The organism is Roseicyclus marinus (assembly GCF_030163795.1).
In the GTDB taxonomy this organism is placed as follows: domain Bacteria; phylum Pseudomonadota; class Alphaproteobacteria; order Rhodobacterales; family Rhodobacteraceae; genus Roseicyclus; species Roseicyclus marinus.
Genome location: NZ_JASJOF010000001.1, coordinates 145,149 through 163,370, shown reverse-complemented (window position 1 = coordinate 163,370; position 18,222 = coordinate 145,149). Strand labels below are relative to the sequence as shown.

Sequence of the window (18,222 nt, the reverse complement as noted above, 5' to 3'; positions counted from 1 at the left end):
ATCCTCTTACTTGGGGCGCTTCGCGCCGTATTTCGAACGACGCTGGCGACGATCCTTGACGCCCTGCGTGTCGAGAACACCGCGAAGGATGTGGTAGCGCACGCCGGGAAGGTCTTTCACGCGGCCGCCACGGATCAGGACCACAGAGTGTTCCTGAAGGTTGTGGCTTTCACCGGGAATGTAGCTGATGACCTCGAAACCGTTGGTCAGGCGCACCTTGGCCACTTTCCGCATAGCCGAGTTCGGCTTCTTCGGCGTGGTGGTGTAGACGCGCGTGCACACGCCCCGTTTCTGCGGGCAGGACTCCAGGTGCTGGGACTTGGAGCGTTTCACTTTGGGCTGCCGCGGCTTGCGGATCAGCTGTTGAATCGTCGGCATTCGGTTCCCCGTCTTGCTCTCTCATGTCAGCGGCGCACCCGTGCGAGGCACGAAAACGCCAAAACCGCAAGCATCCCTTCCCTACCTGGAGGACGCTGCGGTGGAAGTTCCAGAGGATCGGGGCACCTCAAACGGCCCGGATCATGACCACTACAATTCTATGTCGGGCCGGGTGCGGACCTGTCGGTCGGCTGGCCAAGTGTCGCGGCGTATAGGGGGAGTCGCCGGGGGTGTCAACCGCGCCCCGCGCGTGACGCGCGCGAAGGCGCCTCAGAAGACCGTGAACAGCACAAGGTCCATCGAGGTCTTGGCGGCGTCGATCAACTCCACCACCGGGATCGCGGCAAGGAACCCGAGCGCATCGAACAAGGTGTTGCGCAGGGCCCGGCTACTGAAGGTGACGCTATCGGTGCTTTTGTAAAGCCGGGGATCGGGCCAGAAAAACGGCACTTCGCGGGCATAGTCGGTATAGGCGTCCCCGAAGGTCGCGCGCAAAAATCCCGCCTCGCGCGAGGCCGTGACATAGAGGATCGCAAAGGTCAGCCCCCCAAGAAGCACGGCGAAGAACACCGCCCCCAGCATCAGGCCGATGCCCGTCATGCCGATGGTGGAAAAGACATAAAGCGGGTTGCGCGTCATGGAATAGGGACCGCTGCGCATCAGCTCGCGGTTCTTGACCGACCCGACATAGAGGATCGACCACAACCGACCCAGAACCCCGATCAACAAAAGGCCAAGTCCCACGGCCTCGATCGCCTCGTGCTGGAAAGTGCCGATCGGGATGCGCGGCTGCACGAACAAGATCAGCGGCAGAGCCGCGACAAAGACAAGACGCAGGACAAGGATGCGCCGTTTCTGGTTGACGGGCAGAACCGGGGTGGCGGTCATGTGGGGGACCTTTCGCGAAAGATCGCCCTGTGTCGCGCCGCCGGCGCAATACCGCCATGCGGCGAATGGGCGCGAAGTTTTTCGCTCAAAGAAAGACGAAATTATCCTCGGTCAGATCCTCGACGTCTGTCTCGAGGAGGGTGAGCGACCCCCTGCCATACGACAGAACCACGTCGCTTTCCTCTTGCGTCAGGAAGATGTCGTCGAAGGTCAGATCCTCGAACAAAAGCTCCACCCGGTCCTCGGCGGCGTTGAAATCGTGGATGAGCTCACGCCAGGCCTGGTCACCCTTGCGGATGCGGAACACGTCGGCGCCTTCGCCGCCCCAGAAAAAGTCGTGACCTCGACCGCCGACCAGCGTGTCATCCCCATCGCCGCCATAGAGGAAATCCCGCAACAGGCCGCCATCCAGATGGTCGTTGCCCGCGTCACCATAAAGGGTATCCGCGCCACGCTGGCCATAAAGCGCATCGTGACCCAGCCCGCCCTCCAAATGGTCATTGGCCCAGTTGCCGGACAGGGTGTCGTTGCCCGCACCGCCCAAGACGGTATCGCGCCCGCCTCCGGCGCGGATCACGTCGTCATGAAGGCCACCGTGAAGGGTCTCGCCCCGGAAACTCCCCAAAAGCAGATCTTCACCATTTCCGCCGAAAATGCTGGTGACGGTCCCGTCGGCGATCACCTCATCCCCACCCGCCTCGAGCGACAGGACCGCGATTTCCCAAGGATCAAGCGACAGCGTCAGGCGTCCGTCGACCATGACCTCGGCCAGCGGGATCTGTTCGATCACCGTTTCCACGTTCGGGTCGCGCGGATCCTGTCCTTCGGCGGCGGTCATCACATGGACCCAGCCGCCACTCACCGGCCCGGCAAGTTCGGTCAGGTCCAGTTCGAGCGATTGGGTTTCGTCGAGGCGGGAATTGATGACAAGGAACTGGCTGTCACGATCGGCAAAGGCGTGCAGGTCGAAATCGGGGCTGGGGCGCGAAAGCTCTATGGCGCGCATCCCCTGCACGTTCTCGGAAAGATAGGCGAACATCTGACCCCCGGCGCGCAGGTCGGTCGTCGTCCCCTCGCGCAGCGCAAAGCCGACATCGTTTTTCTGCTGCACGGCCCAGAAGGCAGCCATCGCCACATCATGGACCGCCATTTCGTGGAACATCGCCGCAACGGCCCCCGCGTGCTTGAGCCCCGTGTCGATGCCGTCGCGTTGGTCTTCGGTGGCATCGGCCCAGCGCAACACGCCGCGCTGTGTCGCGCTGATGTTCCATTCGGTCACGATCACGTCCAGATCGCGGCCGGACAGATCCACGGCCTGCATGGCGCGTAGCCACGGGGCCTGGAAGTTGTCGATGGAATTGTAGTGGCCGCTGACATACCGGTGGATCGTGATCGCCTCGATATGCGTCAGGGCCTCGGGAGAGAGTTGCAGGAACCGCTCGATCAGCGATTCCTCGAAGGTCGCGATACCATCGCCATCCGTATCGGCAGTGTAGAAATAAGGTGTCGCGACAAGGCTCAGGACGGGGTGCACATAGCCCGGGGGCAAGGATGCGGATGCCTCGAAATCCACGATGGTCTCATGCACAACCAACGACATCTCGTTGACGATCCGGCCATAGTCGCCATCGTTCACGCCGCACAGGCAAGGTTCGTTGCCGATCTCGATGGCGTGTATCGGGACGGCGCTGGCCATGACCGTTTCCATGTAGGACCGGAGTGCCGCAGTATCCTCTTGGGTCAGGATCTCGGGCCGGGTGCCGCCGTCGTCGCGCCACGCGTCGAGGTAGCGTTGAACCGGCAGGACGATAATGGCCCCAAGGTCATTGAGCCGTGCGTAATCGATAAAGGCGCTCAACTTGACGAGGCCCAGCGTGACCGTTTCGCCCAGATCGTTCACGAAGGTGACGCTGTCGGCCTCCGGGTTGGCCGGGTCGAAAAAAGCTTCGGTCGCGTGACCGCCCGGAAAGCGGATCACCTCCAGCCCGGCCTGTTCTGCACGCAGCGGGAAGGTACCGTCCAGCCTGTCCTGGCTGAACACGAAATTCCCCCCGAACATGCGTTCATCAATCTCGCCGCCCCGGAAAAACGGGTTCGAAAAATCGGCCATGGTTCAGCCCTCCCCCCGGAAACGCGGGGATGGTTTGCCGTTTGCGATTGAAGATGAGGCCGAACGCTACTCTGGGCCCGAGAACGCAACTTGGTGGTTACGTCGCGCTGAAAGCGCGGTGCTGATATTCAAAATGATAGCACATCGATCGCAGGATTGCGCGCGTTTTATCGGCGGCTTCCTCCGGTCGCGGTGGCGGTCTCTGCCCCGCAGCCTCAGGGCTAGATGCGGCCCGGACGGGGTGAAATGGCCTGCTTTCGGACGCGTTCGCGAAACAATGTGTAGATTCCGGCCGCCATTACCGTCGAAACGCCGAACAATGCCAAGGTGTTGGGAAATTCGTCGAAAACAACGAAGCCAAGGATCAGCGCGAAGATCAGCGAGGTGTAGCGGAAGGGCGAGACGAAGCCGACCTCGCCGATTCGCATCACCATGATCCCGAAGACATAGCCGCCGATGATGAAGACCGAGGCCGCCAGCGTCAGCGCGATCTCGTACAGCCCCATCGCGGCCCAGGGCGTGAAAAGCGACACGATCGCGCCAAAGGCGCCGACAGCGCCTGCCGTGATCACCGCCACCGACATCGACGGAACCGCCGGGCTGAAGGCCCGCGTCAGCAGATCCCGCGCCGTGATGATCACGACCGACAACAGCGCCAGAAGCGACCATTCATTGAACCCGTCGGTACCCGGCTGGACGATCATCAACACGCCGACAAACCCCACCCCGATGGCCGCCCACCGCCGCCAGCCGACCGGGTCGCGGAACAGGACGGCGGCGGCCAGCGTCACCATCAGGGGCAGCGCCGAAAGGATGGCGGTCGCATTGGCGATGGCCATGTTCGTCAGCGCCAACAGAAACGCCACCATCGCGCCCACCTCGGCCACGGTTCGCCAGGCCACCAGCGGTCTATCCCGGCGCGGCATGGAAAACCGCAGCCCGACGGTCAGATGGACCGTCACCGCCAACAGGATCGTGGTCGACAGGCCCCGCAGCGCCACGATCTGGAACAGCGGCACGGTTTCGGCCACAAGCTTCACGCAGGCGTCGTTCAGCGTGAAGGCGGCCATCGAGAGCGTCATGTAAAGCGCCCCCTTGAGATTGGGGCTGAGGGGGGCGCTCACGTTTCGTCTTCCGTCAATTGCTGGATCAGGGGCAGGAGTTTTCGCGGCGACAGGCCGAAACGGTCGCGGAACAGTTTGCGCGCCTGCCATGCGGGCAGGCTACGCGCATCGGGCGGGATGGACCGGTCGCTGTCATTGTGACCATGCAGCGTGCGTACAAACATATAGTCGTTTGGATCGATCCAGCACCGGACCTGACTGGCCAGCCGCCGGTGGTTCCAGCGGTAGATGTTCGACATGCCCTCGGGCGTGGTGATCATGGCCGAAGCAAGCCCAAGGGGCTCTTTCTCCGAGAAATCCCAGAATTGATCCTCTTCGGCGCGTTCCATGTCCCAGTAGATGCCCCGGTGAAAACAGATCGCGGCGGGCGTGTCCTGATCGGCCCAGCCCAGCGTCAGAAGTTGGTCGGCGATGGCGCGGGTCTTTTCGATGTAATCCACCGCCACCGCGTCATCGTCATCGATGCGAAAGCCGGTGATGTAAGTCGACCGCTCGTTCCAGCCGCGGCGAAAGGCCCGGCGGGTCGAATTGAGCGGGCCGGCTGCCTCCAGCGTACAGACCTCGAGAAACGGGTATTGCTCCATCAGCCCCTTCAGCCGTTTGCGCCAGCGAAAGGGCATCGTGTCCCCGATCAGGGCCACAAGCTTGAAATCGGGGTCGGTCTGGGCCGCCAGAGACGGCAGGCAGATATTCTCGAAATAGGCGAAGCGGCGCAGCATCCGGGGGATCGCATACAGGATCTCGGCGGCCTTTTCGGAATCCTGCTGCTGCGTGGCGAAACCGCCCTCGCCCAAGTAGGAAAACCGGCACAGGCCGATGATCTGGTTGTCGTCCCGCGTGGCCATGGCGCCGTGTTTCTGCCCGTTCGCCAGAACCTTAGGCCAAAGGCTGGGGGAACGGAATGGGGTAGGATCAGGGCGCGACCGCCAAAAGCGAACGCCCCGCCGAGGGCGGGGCGTTCATGTCTGTCAGGCCTGAGCCAAGCGGATCACTCCGCGGGGCCTTCCTCGGTCTCCATGGCCTCTGCCGGGGCATCTTCGACCACCGGCGCGGCAAGGGCCGCTGCGGCTTCGGCCTCGGCGCGGGCCGCTTCGATCACCGTCATGTCGCGCGCCTTGGCGATACGCTCCACGTTCTGGGTCGCGCCACCGGTACCTGCGGGGATCAGGCGGCCGACGATCACGTTCTCCTTCAAGCCCACCAGCTTGTCGCGCTTGCCCTGGACCGAAGCCTCGGTGAGCACGCGGGTGGTTTCCTGGAAGGACGCCGCCGAGATGAAGCTGCGGGTCTGCAAGCTTGCCTTGGTGATCCCCAGAAGGATCGGCTGCGCCTCGGCCGGACGGCGCCCATCGGCCTCCGCCTTGGCGTTCATCGCATCCAGTTCCGCCTTATCCACATGCTCGCCCTTGAGGAGCGTGGTTTCCCCGCTCTCGAGGATCTCCCACTTCTGGAGCATCTGGCGAACGATCACCTCGATGTGCTTGTCGTTGATCTTCACGCCCTGCAGACGATAGACCTCCTGCACCTCGTTGATCATGTAGACGGCCAGCGCCTCGACACCCATGATCGCAAGGATGTCATGCGGCGCCGGGTTGCCGTCCATGATGTAATCGCCCTTCTGGACGAAATCGCCCTCGGCCACCGGGATATGCTTGCCCTTGGGCACCATGTATTCCACGGGCTCCATGCTTTCGTCGGTCGGAACGATGGTGATCCGGCGCTTGTTCTTGAAGTCGCGACCGAATTTCACATAGCCATCGATCTCCGCGATGATCGCGTGATCCTTGGGACGACGGGCTTCGAACAATTCCGCCACGCGGGGGAGACCCCCGGTGATGTCCTTGGTCTTGGCACCCTCGCGCGGGATACGGGCCACGACCTCGCCGGCCTGGATGGTCTGGCCATCCTCGACCGACAGGATCGCGTCCACCGACATCGGATAGGTCACCGGGTTGCCCGCATCGTTGCGGACCGGCTCGCCATCCTCGCCGACGATCAGGATCTCGGGCTTGAGCTCGTTGCCCTTGGGCGCGGTGCGCCAGTCGGCCACGATCTTCTGGGTCATGCCGGTGGCATCGTCGGTTTCCTCGCGCACGGCGATGCCGCTGACGAGATCGACGTATTTCACCGTCCCGGTCTTTTCCGCGATGATCGGCAGGGTGTAGGGGTCCCATTCGAACAGACGGTCGCCCCGCTTGACCTGCACACCTTCCTTGACGTGGACCTTGGTGCCGTAGCCCAGCTTGAAGCTGGCGCGTTCGGTGCCTTGGTCGTCGGTCAGGACCAGCTGCATGTTGCGGCCCATCACCACCTGCTCACCCGCCGGGTTCGACAGGAGGTTCGGGTTCGCGAACGACACCTTGCCCTCGACATTCGCCTCTTGGAAGGACTGCTGACCACCCTGTGCCACGCCGCCGATGTGGAAGGTCCGCATCGTCAGCTGGGTGCCGGGTTCACCGATCGACTGGGCCGCGATGATGCCGACCGCTTCGCCGGTGTTCACCTTGGTCCCGCGCGCCAGATCGCGGCCATAGCAGGTGGCGCAGACGCCTTCCTCGGCCTCGCAGGTCAGCGGGCTCCGGATCAGCGTCGATTGCACGCCTGCGGCCTCGACGGCATCGGCCTTGCGTTCGTCGATCAGCTCGCCTTTGGCGACGATCACCTCGTCGGTGCCGGGCACGCAGATATCCTCGCCCGCGGTGCGGCCCAGGATACGCTCGGCCAGAGACGCGACCACTTCACCGTCGTTCACGGCCGCCTCGGCGGTGATCGTGTTCTCGGTGCCGCAATCGTCCATGCGCACGATGCAATCCTGCGCCACGTCGACCAGACGCCGGGTCAGGTAGCCCGAGTTCGCGGTCTTGAGCGCGGTATCCGACAGACCCTTGCGGGCGCCGTGGGTCGAGTTGAAGTATTCAAGAACGGTCAGACCTTCCTTGAAGTTCGAGATGATCGGCGTTTCGATGATCTCGCCCGAGGGCTTGGCCATCAGGCCGCGCATCCCGCCGAGCTGCTTCATCTGCGTGACCGAACCCCGCGCGCCCGAATGGGCCATCATGTAGACCGAGTTCGGTTCCATCTCGGCGCCGCTCTCGTCCTTCTTGGGGGCCGAGATCGTGGCCATCATGGCGTCCGTGACCTTGTCGTTGGCCTTGGACCAGGCGTCGATCACCTTGTTGTACTTTTCGCCCTGAGTGATCAGGCCGTCCATGTACTGCTGTTCGAATTCCTTGACCTGGTCGCGGGTCTCTTCGACGAGCGTCCACTTGGTTTCGGGAATGACCATGTCGTCCTTGCCGAACGAGATCCCGGCCTTGAACGCTTCCTTGAAGCCCATGCCCATGATCTGGTCGCAGAAGATGACCGATTCCTTCTGACCGCAATAGCGGTAGACGGTGTCGATGACCTGCTGCACTTCCTTCTTCCGCAGAAGACGGTTGACCAGTTCGAAGGGTGCCTTGGCGTTCAGCGGCAGGAGATCGCCCAGAAGCACGCGGCCAGGGGTGGTGTCATACCGCTTCCAGACCTCGTTGCCTTCCTCGTCGATCTGCTTGACGCGGGCCTTGACCTTGGCGTGCAGATGCACCTCGCCCGCGTCGAGGGCATGGCGCACCTCGTCCACATTGGCAAAGACCATGCCTTCGCCCTTCATGCCTTCGCGTTCCAGCGTGACATAGTAGAGGCCAAGGATCATGTCCTGCGAGGGAACGATGATCGGCGCGCCGTTGGCGGGCGACAGGACGTTGTTCGTCGACATCATCAGGACGCGCGCCTCGAGCTGGGCCTCCAGCGAGAGGGGAACGTGCACGGCCATCTGGTCACCGTCGAAGTCGGCGTTGAAGGCCGAGCAGACCAGCGGGTGCAGCTGGATCGCCTTACCTTCGATCAGGATCGGTTCGAAGGCCTGAATGCCAAGACGGTGCAGCGTCGGAGCGCGGTTCAGAAGAACCGGGTGCTCGCGGATCACCTCGTCGAGGATGTCCCAGACCTCGGGACGTTCCTTTTCCACAAGCTTCTTGGCCTGCTTGACGGTCGAAGACAGACCCTTGGCTTCGAGCCGCGAGTAGATGAACGGCTTGAACAGTTCGAGCGCCATCTTCTTGGGCAGGCCGCACTGGTGCAGTTTCAGTTCCGGACCGGTCACGATGACCGAACGGCCCGAAAAGTCGACGCGCTTGCCCAGAAGGTTCTGACGGAAGCGGCCCTGCTTGCCCTTGAGCATGTCCGACAGCGACTTCAGCGGGCGCTTATTGGCACCCGTGATGACGCGGCCGCGACGGCCGTTGTCGAAGAGCGCATCGACCGATTCCTGCAGCATCCGCTTTTCGTTGCGGATGATGATGTCGGGCGCGCGCAATTCGATCAGCCGCTTGAGGCGGTTGTTGCGGTTGATGACGCGGCGGTACAGATCGTTGAGATCCGACGTCGCGAACCGGCCACCGTCGAGCGGCACCAGCGGGCGCAGTTCCGGCGGGATCACGGGGATCACGGTCAGAACCATCCATTCCGGGCGGTTGCCGGATTCGAGGAAATTCTCGACGATCTTCAGCCGCTTGATGATCTTCTTGGGCTTCAGTTCGCCGGTGGCTTCCTTCAGCTCCTCGCGCAGGTTGGCGGCTTCGACCTCGAGGTCGATGTTGGCCAGCATCTCACGGATCGCCTCTGCCCCGATATTGGCGCTGAAGGCGTCGGCGCCATAGGCGTCCTGCGCGTCGAGGAATTCTTCCTCGGTCATCAGCTGGCCGTAGGACAGGTCGGTCAGACCCGGCTCGATCACCACGTAATTTTCGAAATAGAGGATGCGCTCCAGATCACGCAGCGTCATGTCGAGCATCAGGCCGATCCGGCTGGGGAGCGACTTGAGGAACCAGATGTGCGCGACGGGTGCGGCCAGTTCGATGTGGCCCATGCGCTCGCGGCGGACCTTTTGCAGCGTGACTTCCACACCGCATTTCTCGCAGACGACGCCGCGATACTTCATCCGCTTGTACTTGCCGCAGAGGCATTCGTAATCCTTGATCGGCCCGAAGATACGGGCGCAGAACAGGCCGTCGCGCTCGGGCTTGAAGGTGCGGTAGTTGATCGTCTCGGGCTTCTTGATCTCGCCGAAGGACCAGCTGAGAATCCGCTCGGGGCTGGCCAGAGAGACCTTGATCTCATCGAACGCCTTGGGCGGGGTCAGCGGGTTGAACGGGTTGTTGGTAAGTTCCTGGTTCATCTTGATACCTCGAATATCGCGGGAAGGATGGGGCGTGCCGGGGCGTGATACCCGGCCCGCCCGTTTGCCGTAGGCCGGGCCTCAGCCCGGCATCCGGCTCACTCCTCATCCTCCGCATCCAGGAGTTCCATGTTGAGGCCCAGACCCCGGACCTCCTTGACGAGAACGTTGAACGATTCCGGAACGCCGGCCTCGAAATTGTCCTCGCCCTTGACGATCGACTCGTAGACCTTGGTGCGGCCTGCCACGTCGTCCGACTTCACCGTCAGCATTTCCTGCAAGGTGTAGGCGGCACCGTAGGCTTCCAGCGCCCAGACCTCCATCTCGCCGAAGCGCTGGCCGCCGAACTGCGCCTTGCCGCCCAGCGGCTGCTGGGTGACGAGCGAGTACGGCCCGGTCGAACGCGCGTGGATCTTGTCGTCCACGAGGTGGTGCAGCTTGAGCAGATACTTGACGCCCACGGTCACCTTGCGGGCGAATTTCTCGCCCGTGCGCCCATCGAACAGGTCCGACTGGCCCGAGGTGTCGAAACCGGCACGCGTCAGCGCATCGTTGACATCGGCCTCCTTGGCGCCGTCGAAGACGGGCGTAGCGATCGGAACGCCGCGGGTGACGTTGCCCGCCGCCTCGAGGATCTCCTGCTCGTCCTTGTCGCCAAAGGCGTCGCGGTAGGTGTCTTCGCCATAGGCGATCTTGAGCGCGTCACGCACCGGCGTCATGTCGCCCGAGCGGCGATACTCGTCCAGCGCCTCGTCGATCTGGATGCCAAGACCGCGCGCGGCCCAGCCCATATGCGTCTCGAGGATCTGGCCGACGTTCATGCGCGACGGCACGCCCAGCGGGTTCAGCACGAAATCGACCGGCGTACCATCCGCGAGGAACGGCATGTCCTCCATCGGCACCACCTTGGAAATCACGCCCTTGTTGCCGTGACGGCCGGCCATCTTGTCGCCGGGCTGAAGCTTGCGCTTCACCGCGATGAAGACCTTGACCATCTTCATCACGCCGGGGGGCAGATCATCGCCGCGACGGACCTTTTCGACCTTGTCCTCGAACCGGTGATCGAGCGCGCGCTTCTGCGCCTCGAACTGCTGGTTCAGGGCCTCGACCTCGGCCGCGTCCTTCTCGTCGCCAAGCGCGAGCTGCCACCACTGGCCGCGGCTGAGCGTTTCCAGAAGCTCCTCGGTGATCTCGGAGCCGGACTTGATGCCCTTGGGCCCTTTCACCGCGGTCTTGCCGAGGATCATGGATTTCAGACGCGCGTAGATGTTGCGCTCGAGGATGGTCAACTCGTCGTCCCGGTCGCGGGCCAGACGTTCCACTTCCTCGCGCTCGATCTGCAGCGCGCGCTCGTCCTTTTCCACACCATGGCGGTTGAAGACGCGCACTTCCACGACCGTGCCGAAATCGCCGGGCGGCAGGCGCAGCGACGTGTCGCGCACGTCCGATGCCTTTTCGCCGAAGATCGCGCGCAGCAGTTTTTCCTCGGGCGTCATCGGGCTTTCGCCCTTGGGGGTGATCTTGCCCACAAGGATGTCGCCCGGGCCGACCTCGGCGCCGATGTAGACGATGCCCGCCTCGTCGAGGTTGCGGAGTGCTTCCTCGCCGACGTTCGGGATATCGCGCGTGATTTCCTCAGGCCCGAGCTTGGTATCGCGGGCGGCGACTTCGAATTCCTCGATATGGATCGAGGTGAAGACGTCGTCGCGCACGATGCGCTCGGAAATCAGGATCGAGTCTTCGTAGTTGTAGCCGTTCCACGGCATGAAGGCGACGACGACGTTCTTGCCGAGCGCCAGTTCCCCCATGTCGGTCGACGGACCATCGGCGATCACCTCGCCCTTGGACACCTTGTCACCCACCTTCACCAGCGGACGCTGGTTGATGCAGGTGTTCTGGTTCGAGCGCTGGAATTTCCGCAGGCGGTAGATGTCCACGCCCGCATCGCCCAGTTCCAGATCCTCGGTGGCGCGGACCACGATCCGCTGCGCGTCGACCTGGTCGATGATCCCGGCGCGCCGCGCCTGGATCGCCGCACCGGAATCGATGGCGACCTTGGACTCGATGCCGGTCCCGACAAAGGGCGCATCGGCCTGCAACAGCGGCACGGCCTGACGCTGCATGTTCGAGCCCATCAGCGCGCGGTTCGCGTCGTCATTCTCGAGGAAGGGAATGAGCGAGGCGGCAACCGAAACCAGCTGCTTGGGCGACACGTCGATCAGGTCCACCTGCTCGCGGGGCGCAAGCGTGTATTCACCCGACTGGCGGGTGTTGACCATCTCGTTCTCGAACCGGCCAGCATCCGACAGATGCGCGTTGGCCTGCGCCACGGTGTGACGCATTTCCTCGGTCGCGGACATGTAGACGACCTCGTCGGTCACCTGCGCATCCTTCACCTTGCGGTAGGGGGTTTCGATGAAGCCGTACTTGTTCACCCGCGCGAAAGTGGCGAGCGAGTTGATCAGACCGATGTTCGGCCCTTCGGGCGTCTCGATCGGGCACATCCGGCCGTAATGGGTCGGGTGAACGTCGCGCACTTCGAAGCCTGCGCGCTCGCGGGTCAGACCGCCCGGCCCGAGCGCCGAAAGGCGACGCTTGTGCGTCACTTCCGACAGCGGGTTGGTCTGGTCCATGAACTGCGACAGCTGCGAAGAGCCGAAGAATTCGCGCACCGAGGCCGCCGCCGGTTTGGCGTTGATCAGGTCCTGCGGCATGACCGTGTCGATCTCGACCGAGGACATGCGCTCCTTGATGGCGCGCTCCATCCGCAGCAGACCGACGCGATACTGGTTCTCCATCAATTCACCGACCGACCGCACGCGGCGGTTGCCTAGGTGGTCGATGTCGTCGATGTCGCCCTTGCCGTCGCGCAGTTCCACCAGCGCCTTGATGCAGGCGATGATGTCCTCCTTGCGCAGCGTGCGCTGCGTGTCGGCGGCATCCAGATCCAGGCGCATGTTCATCTTGACCCGGCCCACGGCCGACAGATCATAGCGCTCGCTGTCGAAGAAGAGCTGGTTGAACAGCGTCGAAGCCGCCTCGACGGTCGGCGGCTCGCCCGGACGCATCACGCGGTAGATGTCCATCAGCGCGCCATCGCGGCCGAGGTTCTTGTCGACGGCCATCGTGTTGCGGATGTAGGCACCGACGTTGATGTTATCGATGTCGAGCACCGGGATCTCGGTGATCCCCGCATCCAGCAATTCCTTGAGCGTGCCACCCGAAACCTCGCCATCGCGGCCGATTTCCCAAGTCAGCTCGTCCCCGGCCTCGACATAGATCGCGCCGGTTTCCTCGTTGATGATGTCCTTGGCGGCGAAACGGCCCACGATCTGTTCGAAGGGCATGAGAAGGTGCTGCACCTTGCCTTCGTCGATCAGCTTCTTGACCGTGCGCGGCGTCACCTTGTCGCCAGCCTTGGCGATCACTTCACCCGTGGCGGCATCGACCAAATCAAAGGTCGGGCGCGTGCCCCGCACCCGCTCGGGGAAGAAGCGCGTGACCCAGCCGCGGTTCTTTTCCAGCTTGAAGGAGACGGTGTTGTAATAGGCATCCATGATGCCTTCCTGGTCCAGCCCCAGCGCATAGAGCAGCGTCGTGACCGGCAGCTTGCGGCGGCGGTCGATGCGGGCAAAGACGATGTCCTTGGCGTCGAATTCGAAATCGAGCCACGAGCCGCGATAGGGAATGATCCGGCAGGCGAAAAGCAGACGGCCCGAGGAATGGGTCTTGCCCTTGTCGTGGTCGAAGAACACACCGGGCGACCGGTGCATCTGGGACACGATCACGCGCTCGGTGCCGTTGACGATAAAGGTGCCGTTGGGCGTCATCAGGGGCATGTCGCCCATGAATACGTCCTGTTCCTTGATGTCCTTGACCGACTTGGCCCCGGTGTCCTCGTCGACATCGAACACGATCAGGCGCAGGGTGACCTTGAGCGGCGCGGCATAGGTGAGGTCGCGCTGCTGGCACTCGTCCACGTCGAACTTGGGCTGTTCGAGCTCGTATTTCACGAACTCAAGAACGGCGGTCTCGTTGAAATCCTTGATCGGGAAGACCGACTGGAAAACGCCCATGATCCCTTCGCCGTCGGCGGGCTTTTCGCCGTCGCCGGACTTGAGGAACAGGTCATAGGAGGATTTCTGCACCTCGATCAGGTTCGGCATCTCCAGCACTTCGCGGATTTTGCCGTAGAATTTGCGGATACGTTTCTGGCCTGCGTAGGTCTGAGCCATGCTCTCGCGCACCTTTCGATGTGTTTCGCTGCGCCGCTCTCACCGCCGGGGCCTCGGGTGAGCAGCACCATGAAACAAGACGTGACGGATCAATCTGTCTGCCGTCCCACCGGCAAATCCCGATCCCGTTGCCACCGTCTTGGAAAACGCCCCGATGGGGCCCTTGCCAAGACGCGGATGGCTGGACCCGGATTTGCTCCGGGCCCAGCCGATTTTGGGTCCCGCCCGGCCACATGGACCGGGGGGATATGTTTTGGCCTCAGGCCAGGTCGACCTCGGCGCCAGCTGCAACCAGCTTGGCCTTGATGTCCTCGGCTTCCGCCTTGGACACGCCTTCCTTGACCTTGCCGCCAGCTTCCACGAGGTCCTTGGCTTCTTTCAGGCCCAGACCGGTGATCGCGCGCACTTCCTTGATCACGTTGATCTTCTGTGCGCCTGCGTTCTTGAGGACGACGTCGAATTCGGTCTTTTCCTCTTCGGCGGCGGCAGCTTCACCAGCCGGTGCAGCCATCATGACGGCGCCACCAGCAGCGGGCTCGATGCCGTATTCGTCCTTGAGGATGGTCTTCAGTTCCTGAGCCTGCAGCAGGGTCAGGTTGACGATCTCTTCTGCGAGTTTCTTCAGATCAGCCATTTTTCAGGTTCCGTATGTAGGTATGGGGTTCCAACGCCGCAAGCGGCGGGTCTCGATCGGGTGCTTACGCCGCCTTCTCTTCGATGGTCGAAAGGATGGAGGCGATATTGGAAGCAGGGGCGCCAATGGCACCGGCGATGTTCGAAGCGGGCGCGCCGATGCAGCCGACGATCGAAGCGATAAGCTCCTCGCGCGACGGCATCTTCGCGACGGCCTTCACACCGTCGGCATTCAGAACCGTCCCACCCATCGCACCGCCGAGGATGACATATTTGTCATTGGCCTTGGCGTACTCGTCCGCGGCCTTGGCGGCTGCGACCGGGTCTTCGGAATAGGCGAGAACGGTCATGCCCGTCAGAAGGTCCGCGATGCCAGCGACATCGGTGCCTTCAAGGGCGATCTTGGCGAGCCTGTTCTTGGCGACACGCACGGCCCCGCCTGCATCGCGAACGCGTGCACGCAGGTCCTGCATCTCGGCAACCGTGAGGCCCTGGTAGTGTGCCACCACCACGACGCCAGAGCTTTCGAAGATCTGGCCGAGTTCTTCGACCACTTTCTCTTTCTGGGCTCTATCCACAGGTTTACTCCAGTTTGGGGCCCCGATGCGATCGGATGGCCCCGGCTCAGTTCTACCGGATCGCTCCGGCGGTTTTGGTCCGCTTGCGCAACGGAACCAGAGACCGCCAGGCGCTCGAACGGTCCGAGCCCTCGGTTGTCTGACCTGATCCCGTCTCAGGCAGGATTTAGCGGGTGCAACACCCAACCCACCGTCTCGGACGAAAGACAACAAGGGGCGACGAATCGCCCCTTGCAGCCAGCGCCCTTCCTAGCCCCATTCCCGCAGGGTGCCAAGCCCCGAAAGACCCGCCGCCCCGTCAGGCCCCGGTCGAAATGAAACCAGCACCGGCCACGAGGGCGACCGGTGCCGGATCATCACGCAAACCCCGAAACGTCGTGCCGCGCAGGCTCAGAGAAAGCCAGCGAGGAAAGACGCGACAAACGACGAGGACAAGGTGATGGGTGCCCCGCCGCCCGCGGGCGTGACGGTGATCGTGCCGCCAGTGCCCGACACCGTGATCGTGGTGCCGCTGGGAAGGGTCGCCGTCGTGCCACCACCGGCCGTGGGCGTCGTCGTCAGCGAACCGCCGCCGGACAGGACCGTCCGCGCCTCGGCGAAAGCCGCTGCGACAACAGTTGACGTGCCGGGCGTGAACACATCCGCCGTGTTGGGCGTGCTCGACCCACCGGCCTGAGCGCCTGCGGCAGCGAAAAGGGCACCGGCAAAGGTCAGCCCGGTCAAGATCTTGCGAAAACTCATCTCTCTACTCTCCGGAATAACGCGCAACGATCAGAATGCCAGCGACAGGCCCAGCGCGACCTGCTGACGGTTGGTGTTGTCGGTCACATCATAGACGCCCAGCGACAGGCCCGCCCCCGGCAGTTGCGGGATCGACAGGCTCAAGCCCATGTTCACCTGCGTCTCGGTGAAGGAGATGCTGCCCGCAAGATTCTGCGTCAGGCCCATGCCGATCCCAAAGAAGGCGCCGGGTCCGGCGCGGCCGCGCCCGTCGTCTGACAGGGTCGAATCGGTGCCGTAACCGAAGGTGAACTGGACCGGCAATTCCACGCCATTGGCGAGCGGGAAGGCCTGGATATGCGACACCGCCGCGACATAGGTCGTATCGCTGCGACGCGCATCGCCCCAGCCCAGGATGTTGCCCGCTCCGATCGAGGCGAAGGTGGCCGATGTGCCACCAGCCCGCAGCATCCGCGACAGGCTGAAGGACAGGGCGCCGCTGTCCCCGAACGGGTCGAGGCCAAGAATGTTGACGGCGACCTGCGCGCTCACGCCGGTCACCGGGTTGCCGAGTGCATAGCCGACACTCAGATCGCCATCGTCATCCGATCCCTGCACACCGCCGCGCGGCGTGACATAGCTCAGCGCCGCGAAGGCCGTACCATTCGGGGCGGCGACCGCCGAGGTGGCGCCGAAGACGGAGGGGAAGGCAAGCGAGGCGGAAGGGCTGGGTTGCGTCTGGAGCGGCGCGGCGGAGCCGGTGATCGAGGCGCCATCCTGTGCTTGTGCGGAAAGGCCGGCACACCCGAGGATTGCTGCCAACGCGAAGCTCGGAACATAACGGTACATCGAGAAATCCTACTGGTTAAGCGAACTTGGGGCGATCCTACATTTCTCCATAGACGGTTGTCGTGACCGAAAGTGCAGAAAGGGTGAAATTCGTGGGGAGATTTGTGGCAATTCGGGCACGATCATCTCCAAGCGGATACAGCAATGCCGGGAATTTACGCGCTTGTGCCGCTCCTTGACCAAAAAGGAAAAGGGCACGCGCATGGCGTGCCCTTTTCATGTCTTCGGCAGAACCTGTGACGTTCAGCTTGCGGTCGCGCTCTCGAGGCTGACCGAAACGCCCGGACCCATGGTGGAGCTGAGCGAGATCCGCTTGAGATACGATCCCTTGGCCCCGGCGGGCTTGGCACGGCTGACGGCATCCACGAAAGCGCGGATGTTCTCAATCAGCTGCTCTTCGCCGAAGCTGACCTTGCCGACACCTGCGTGGATCACGCCGGCCTTCTCGACCTTGAACTGCACCTGACCGCCCTTGGCCGCCTCGACGGCTTCCTTGACGTCCATGGTGACGGTCCCGATCTTGGGGTTCGGCATCAGGTTGCGCGGCCCGAGGATCTTACCCAGACGGCCGACGATGGGCATCATGTCGGGCGTAGCGATGCAACGGTCGAAATCGATCGTGCCACCCTGAATGGATTCCATCAGGTCCTCGGCGCCGACGATATCCGCTCCGGCGGCCTTGGCTTCATCGGCCTTGGCGCCGCGTGCGAACACGGCAACGCGAACCGTCTTGCCGGTGCCGTTGGGCAGGTTGACCGTGCCACGGACCATCTGGTCGGCGTGGCGGGGGTCAACGCCCAGGTTCATGGCGATCTCGACGGTTTCGTCGAACTTGGCCGAGGCATTGGCCTTGATCAGGGAAACGGCTTCCTCGATCGTGATGTCGACCTTGCCGTCAAATGCGGTGCGGGCGGCCTGCAGGCGCTTTGCGATCTTCCCCATGGCTTACCCTTTCACCTCGATACCCATCGACTTCGCGGAGCCGAGGATGATCTTCATTGCCGATTCGACGTCATTCGCGCTCAGATCGACCATCTTGGCCTCCGCGATCTCGCGCAGCTGGGCGGGCGTGATCGACGCGATGTTGACGCGACCGGGCTTGTCGCCGCCGCGCGGGCGATTGCGCTTGCCCTGCGGTTTCAGACCGGCGGCCTTCTTGAGGAAATAGGACGCCGGCGGCGTCTTGATGTCCATCGTGAAGGACTTGTCCTGGTAATAGGTGATCACGGTCGGGCACGGTGCACCGGGCTCCATGTCTGCGGTCTTGGCGTTGAACGCCTTGCAGAATTCCATGATGTTGATGCCGCGCTGACCCAATGCGGGGCCAACCGGCGGAGACGGGGTGGCTTGCCCCGCCTTGATTTGCAGCTTCATCTTGCCAGCAAGTTTCTTGGCCATCTTGGCCTCTCCTTTTCTCAACAGCCGCGGGGCGCGCCCCTTGGCCTTTGTCGATGTGGTGCGGTCCGGTCTTCGCGAAGACCTCGCCTCC

13 protein-coding genes are annotated in these 18,222 nt (G+C 63.1%); all 13 read right to left on the bottom strand.

Annotated elements, in window-relative coordinates:
• Positions 1 to 6: 6 nt before the first annotated feature.
• Complete coding sequence (gene rpsL / locus QQK63_RS00845) at positions 7 to 378, bottom strand: 30S ribosomal protein S12 (RefSeq protein ID WP_085835153.1); 372 nt, start codon at positions 376 to 378, stop codon at positions 7 to 9.
• 270 nt (positions 379 to 648) lie between these two features.
• A complete protein-coding gene (locus tag QQK63_RS00840; RefSeq protein WP_277822089.1) occupies positions 649 to 1,266 on the bottom strand; it encodes a methyltransferase family protein in 618 nt (205 codons plus the stop codon).
• An 85-nt stretch (positions 1,267 to 1,351) separates the two neighbouring features.
• Positions 1,352 to 3,376: a calcium-binding protein gene (locus QQK63_RS00835; RefSeq protein ID WP_277822091.1), complete on the bottom strand. Its 2,025-nt coding sequence runs from the start codon at positions 3,374 to 3,376 to the stop codon at positions 1,352 to 1,354.
• Positions 3,377 to 3,597: 221 nt separating this feature from the next.
• A complete protein-coding gene (locus QQK63_RS00830; protein WP_277822093.1) occupies positions 3,598 to 4,500 on the bottom strand; it encodes a DMT family transporter in 903 nt (300 codons plus the stop codon).
• Entirely contained in the window at positions 4,497 to 5,345 is an 849-nt protein-coding gene (locus QQK63_RS00825; RefSeq protein ID WP_277822095.1) for a glycosyltransferase, read from the bottom strand. The genes QQK63_RS00830 and QQK63_RS00825 overlap by 4 nt, the downstream gene beginning before the upstream one ends.
• Before the next feature lie 143 nt (positions 5,346 to 5,488).
• Positions 5,489 to 9,718 carry a DNA-directed RNA polymerase subunit beta' gene (gene rpoC, locus QQK63_RS00820; protein WP_277822097.1) on the bottom strand — a complete coding sequence of 1,410 codons (4,230 nt, stop codon included), beginning with the start codon at positions 9,716 to 9,718 and terminating at the stop codon, positions 5,489 to 5,491.
• Between the two features lie 98 nt (positions 9,719 to 9,816).
• Positions 9,817 to 13,953, bottom strand: coding sequence for a DNA-directed RNA polymerase subunit beta (gene rpoB, locus QQK63_RS00815; protein ID WP_277822099.1), 4,137 nt, complete (start codon positions 13,951 to 13,953; stop codon positions 9,817 to 9,819).
• Positions 13,954 to 14,212: 259 nt separating this feature from the next.
• On the bottom strand, positions 14,213 to 14,587 hold the full coding sequence (gene rplL, locus QQK63_RS00810) for a 50S ribosomal protein L7/L12 (RefSeq protein ID WP_277822101.1): 375 nt from the start codon (positions 14,585 to 14,587) through the stop codon (positions 14,213 to 14,215).
• A gap of 64 nt (positions 14,588 to 14,651) precedes the next feature.
• Positions 14,652 to 15,164, bottom strand: coding sequence for a 50S ribosomal protein L10 (gene rplJ / locus QQK63_RS00805; RefSeq protein WP_277822103.1), 513 nt, complete (start codon positions 15,162 to 15,164; stop codon positions 14,652 to 14,654).
• Between the two features lie 390 nt (positions 15,165 to 15,554).
• The gene (locus QQK63_RS00800; protein WP_277822105.1) at positions 15,555 to 15,905 is read right to left on the bottom strand and encodes a hypothetical protein; all 351 of its coding nucleotides are present in this window, start codon (positions 15,903 to 15,905) and stop codon (positions 15,555 to 15,557) included.
• A 30-nt stretch (positions 15,906 to 15,935) separates the two neighbouring features.
• The gene (locus QQK63_RS00795) at positions 15,936 to 16,733 is read right to left on the bottom strand and encodes a hypothetical protein (RefSeq protein ID WP_277822107.1); all 798 of its coding nucleotides are present in this window, start codon (positions 16,731 to 16,733) and stop codon (positions 15,936 to 15,938) included.
• A 243-nt stretch (positions 16,734 to 16,976) separates the two neighbouring features.
• On the bottom strand, positions 16,977 to 17,675 hold the full coding sequence (rplA, locus tag QQK63_RS00790) for a 50S ribosomal protein L1 (protein ID WP_277822109.1): 699 nt from the start codon (positions 17,673 to 17,675) through the stop codon (positions 16,977 to 16,979).
• Positions 17,676 to 17,678: 3 nt separating this feature from the next.
• The gene (gene rplK / locus QQK63_RS00785; protein ID WP_277822111.1) at positions 17,679 to 18,131 is read right to left on the bottom strand and encodes a 50S ribosomal protein L11; all 453 of its coding nucleotides are present in this window, start codon (positions 18,129 to 18,131) and stop codon (positions 17,679 to 17,681) included.
• Between the last annotated feature and the right edge of the window lie 91 nt (positions 18,132 to 18,222).

What these genes read in the sequence shown, in the direction of transcription:
- rpsL (WP_085835153.1), bottom strand. Translation starts at nt 378, where the DNA reads ATGCCGACGATTCAACAGCTGATCCGCAAGCCGCGGCAGCCCAAAGTG.
- QQK63_RS00840 (WP_277822089.1), bottom strand. Translation starts at nt 1,266, where the DNA reads ATGACCGCCACCCCGGTTCTGCCCGTCAACCAGAAACGGCGCATCCTT.
- QQK63_RS00835 (WP_277822091.1), bottom strand. Translation starts at nt 3,376, where the DNA reads ATGGCCGATTTTTCGAACCCGTTTTTCCGGGGCGGCGAGATTGATGAA.
- QQK63_RS00825 (WP_277822095.1), bottom strand. Translation starts at nt 5,345, where the DNA reads ATGGCCACGCGGGACGACAACCAGATCATCGGCCTGTGCCGGTTTTCC.
- rpoC (WP_277822097.1), bottom strand. Translation starts at nt 9,718, where the DNA reads ATGAACCAGGAACTTACCAACAACCCGTTCAACCCGCTGACCCCGCCC.
- rpoB (WP_277822099.1), bottom strand. Translation starts at nt 13,953, where the DNA reads ATGGCTCAGACCTACGCAGGCCAGAAACGTATCCGCAAATTCTACGGC.
- rplL (WP_277822101.1), bottom strand. Translation starts at nt 14,587, where the DNA reads ATGGCTGATCTGAAGAAACTCGCAGAAGAGATCGTCAACCTGACCCTG.
- QQK63_RS00800 (WP_277822105.1), bottom strand. Translation starts at nt 15,905, where the DNA reads ATGAGTTTTCGCAAGATCTTGACCGGGCTGACCTTTGCCGGTGCCCTT.
- QQK63_RS00795 (WP_277822107.1), bottom strand. Translation starts at nt 16,733, where the DNA reads ATGTACCGTTATGTTCCGAGCTTCGCGTTGGCAGCAATCCTCGGGTGT.
- rplA (WP_277822109.1), bottom strand. Translation starts at nt 17,675, where the DNA reads ATGGGGAAGATCGCAAAGCGCCTGCAGGCCGCCCGCACCGCATTTGAC.
- rplK (WP_277822111.1), bottom strand. Translation starts at nt 18,131, where the DNA reads ATGGCCAAGAAACTTGCTGGCAAGATGAAGCTGCAAATCAAGGCGGGG.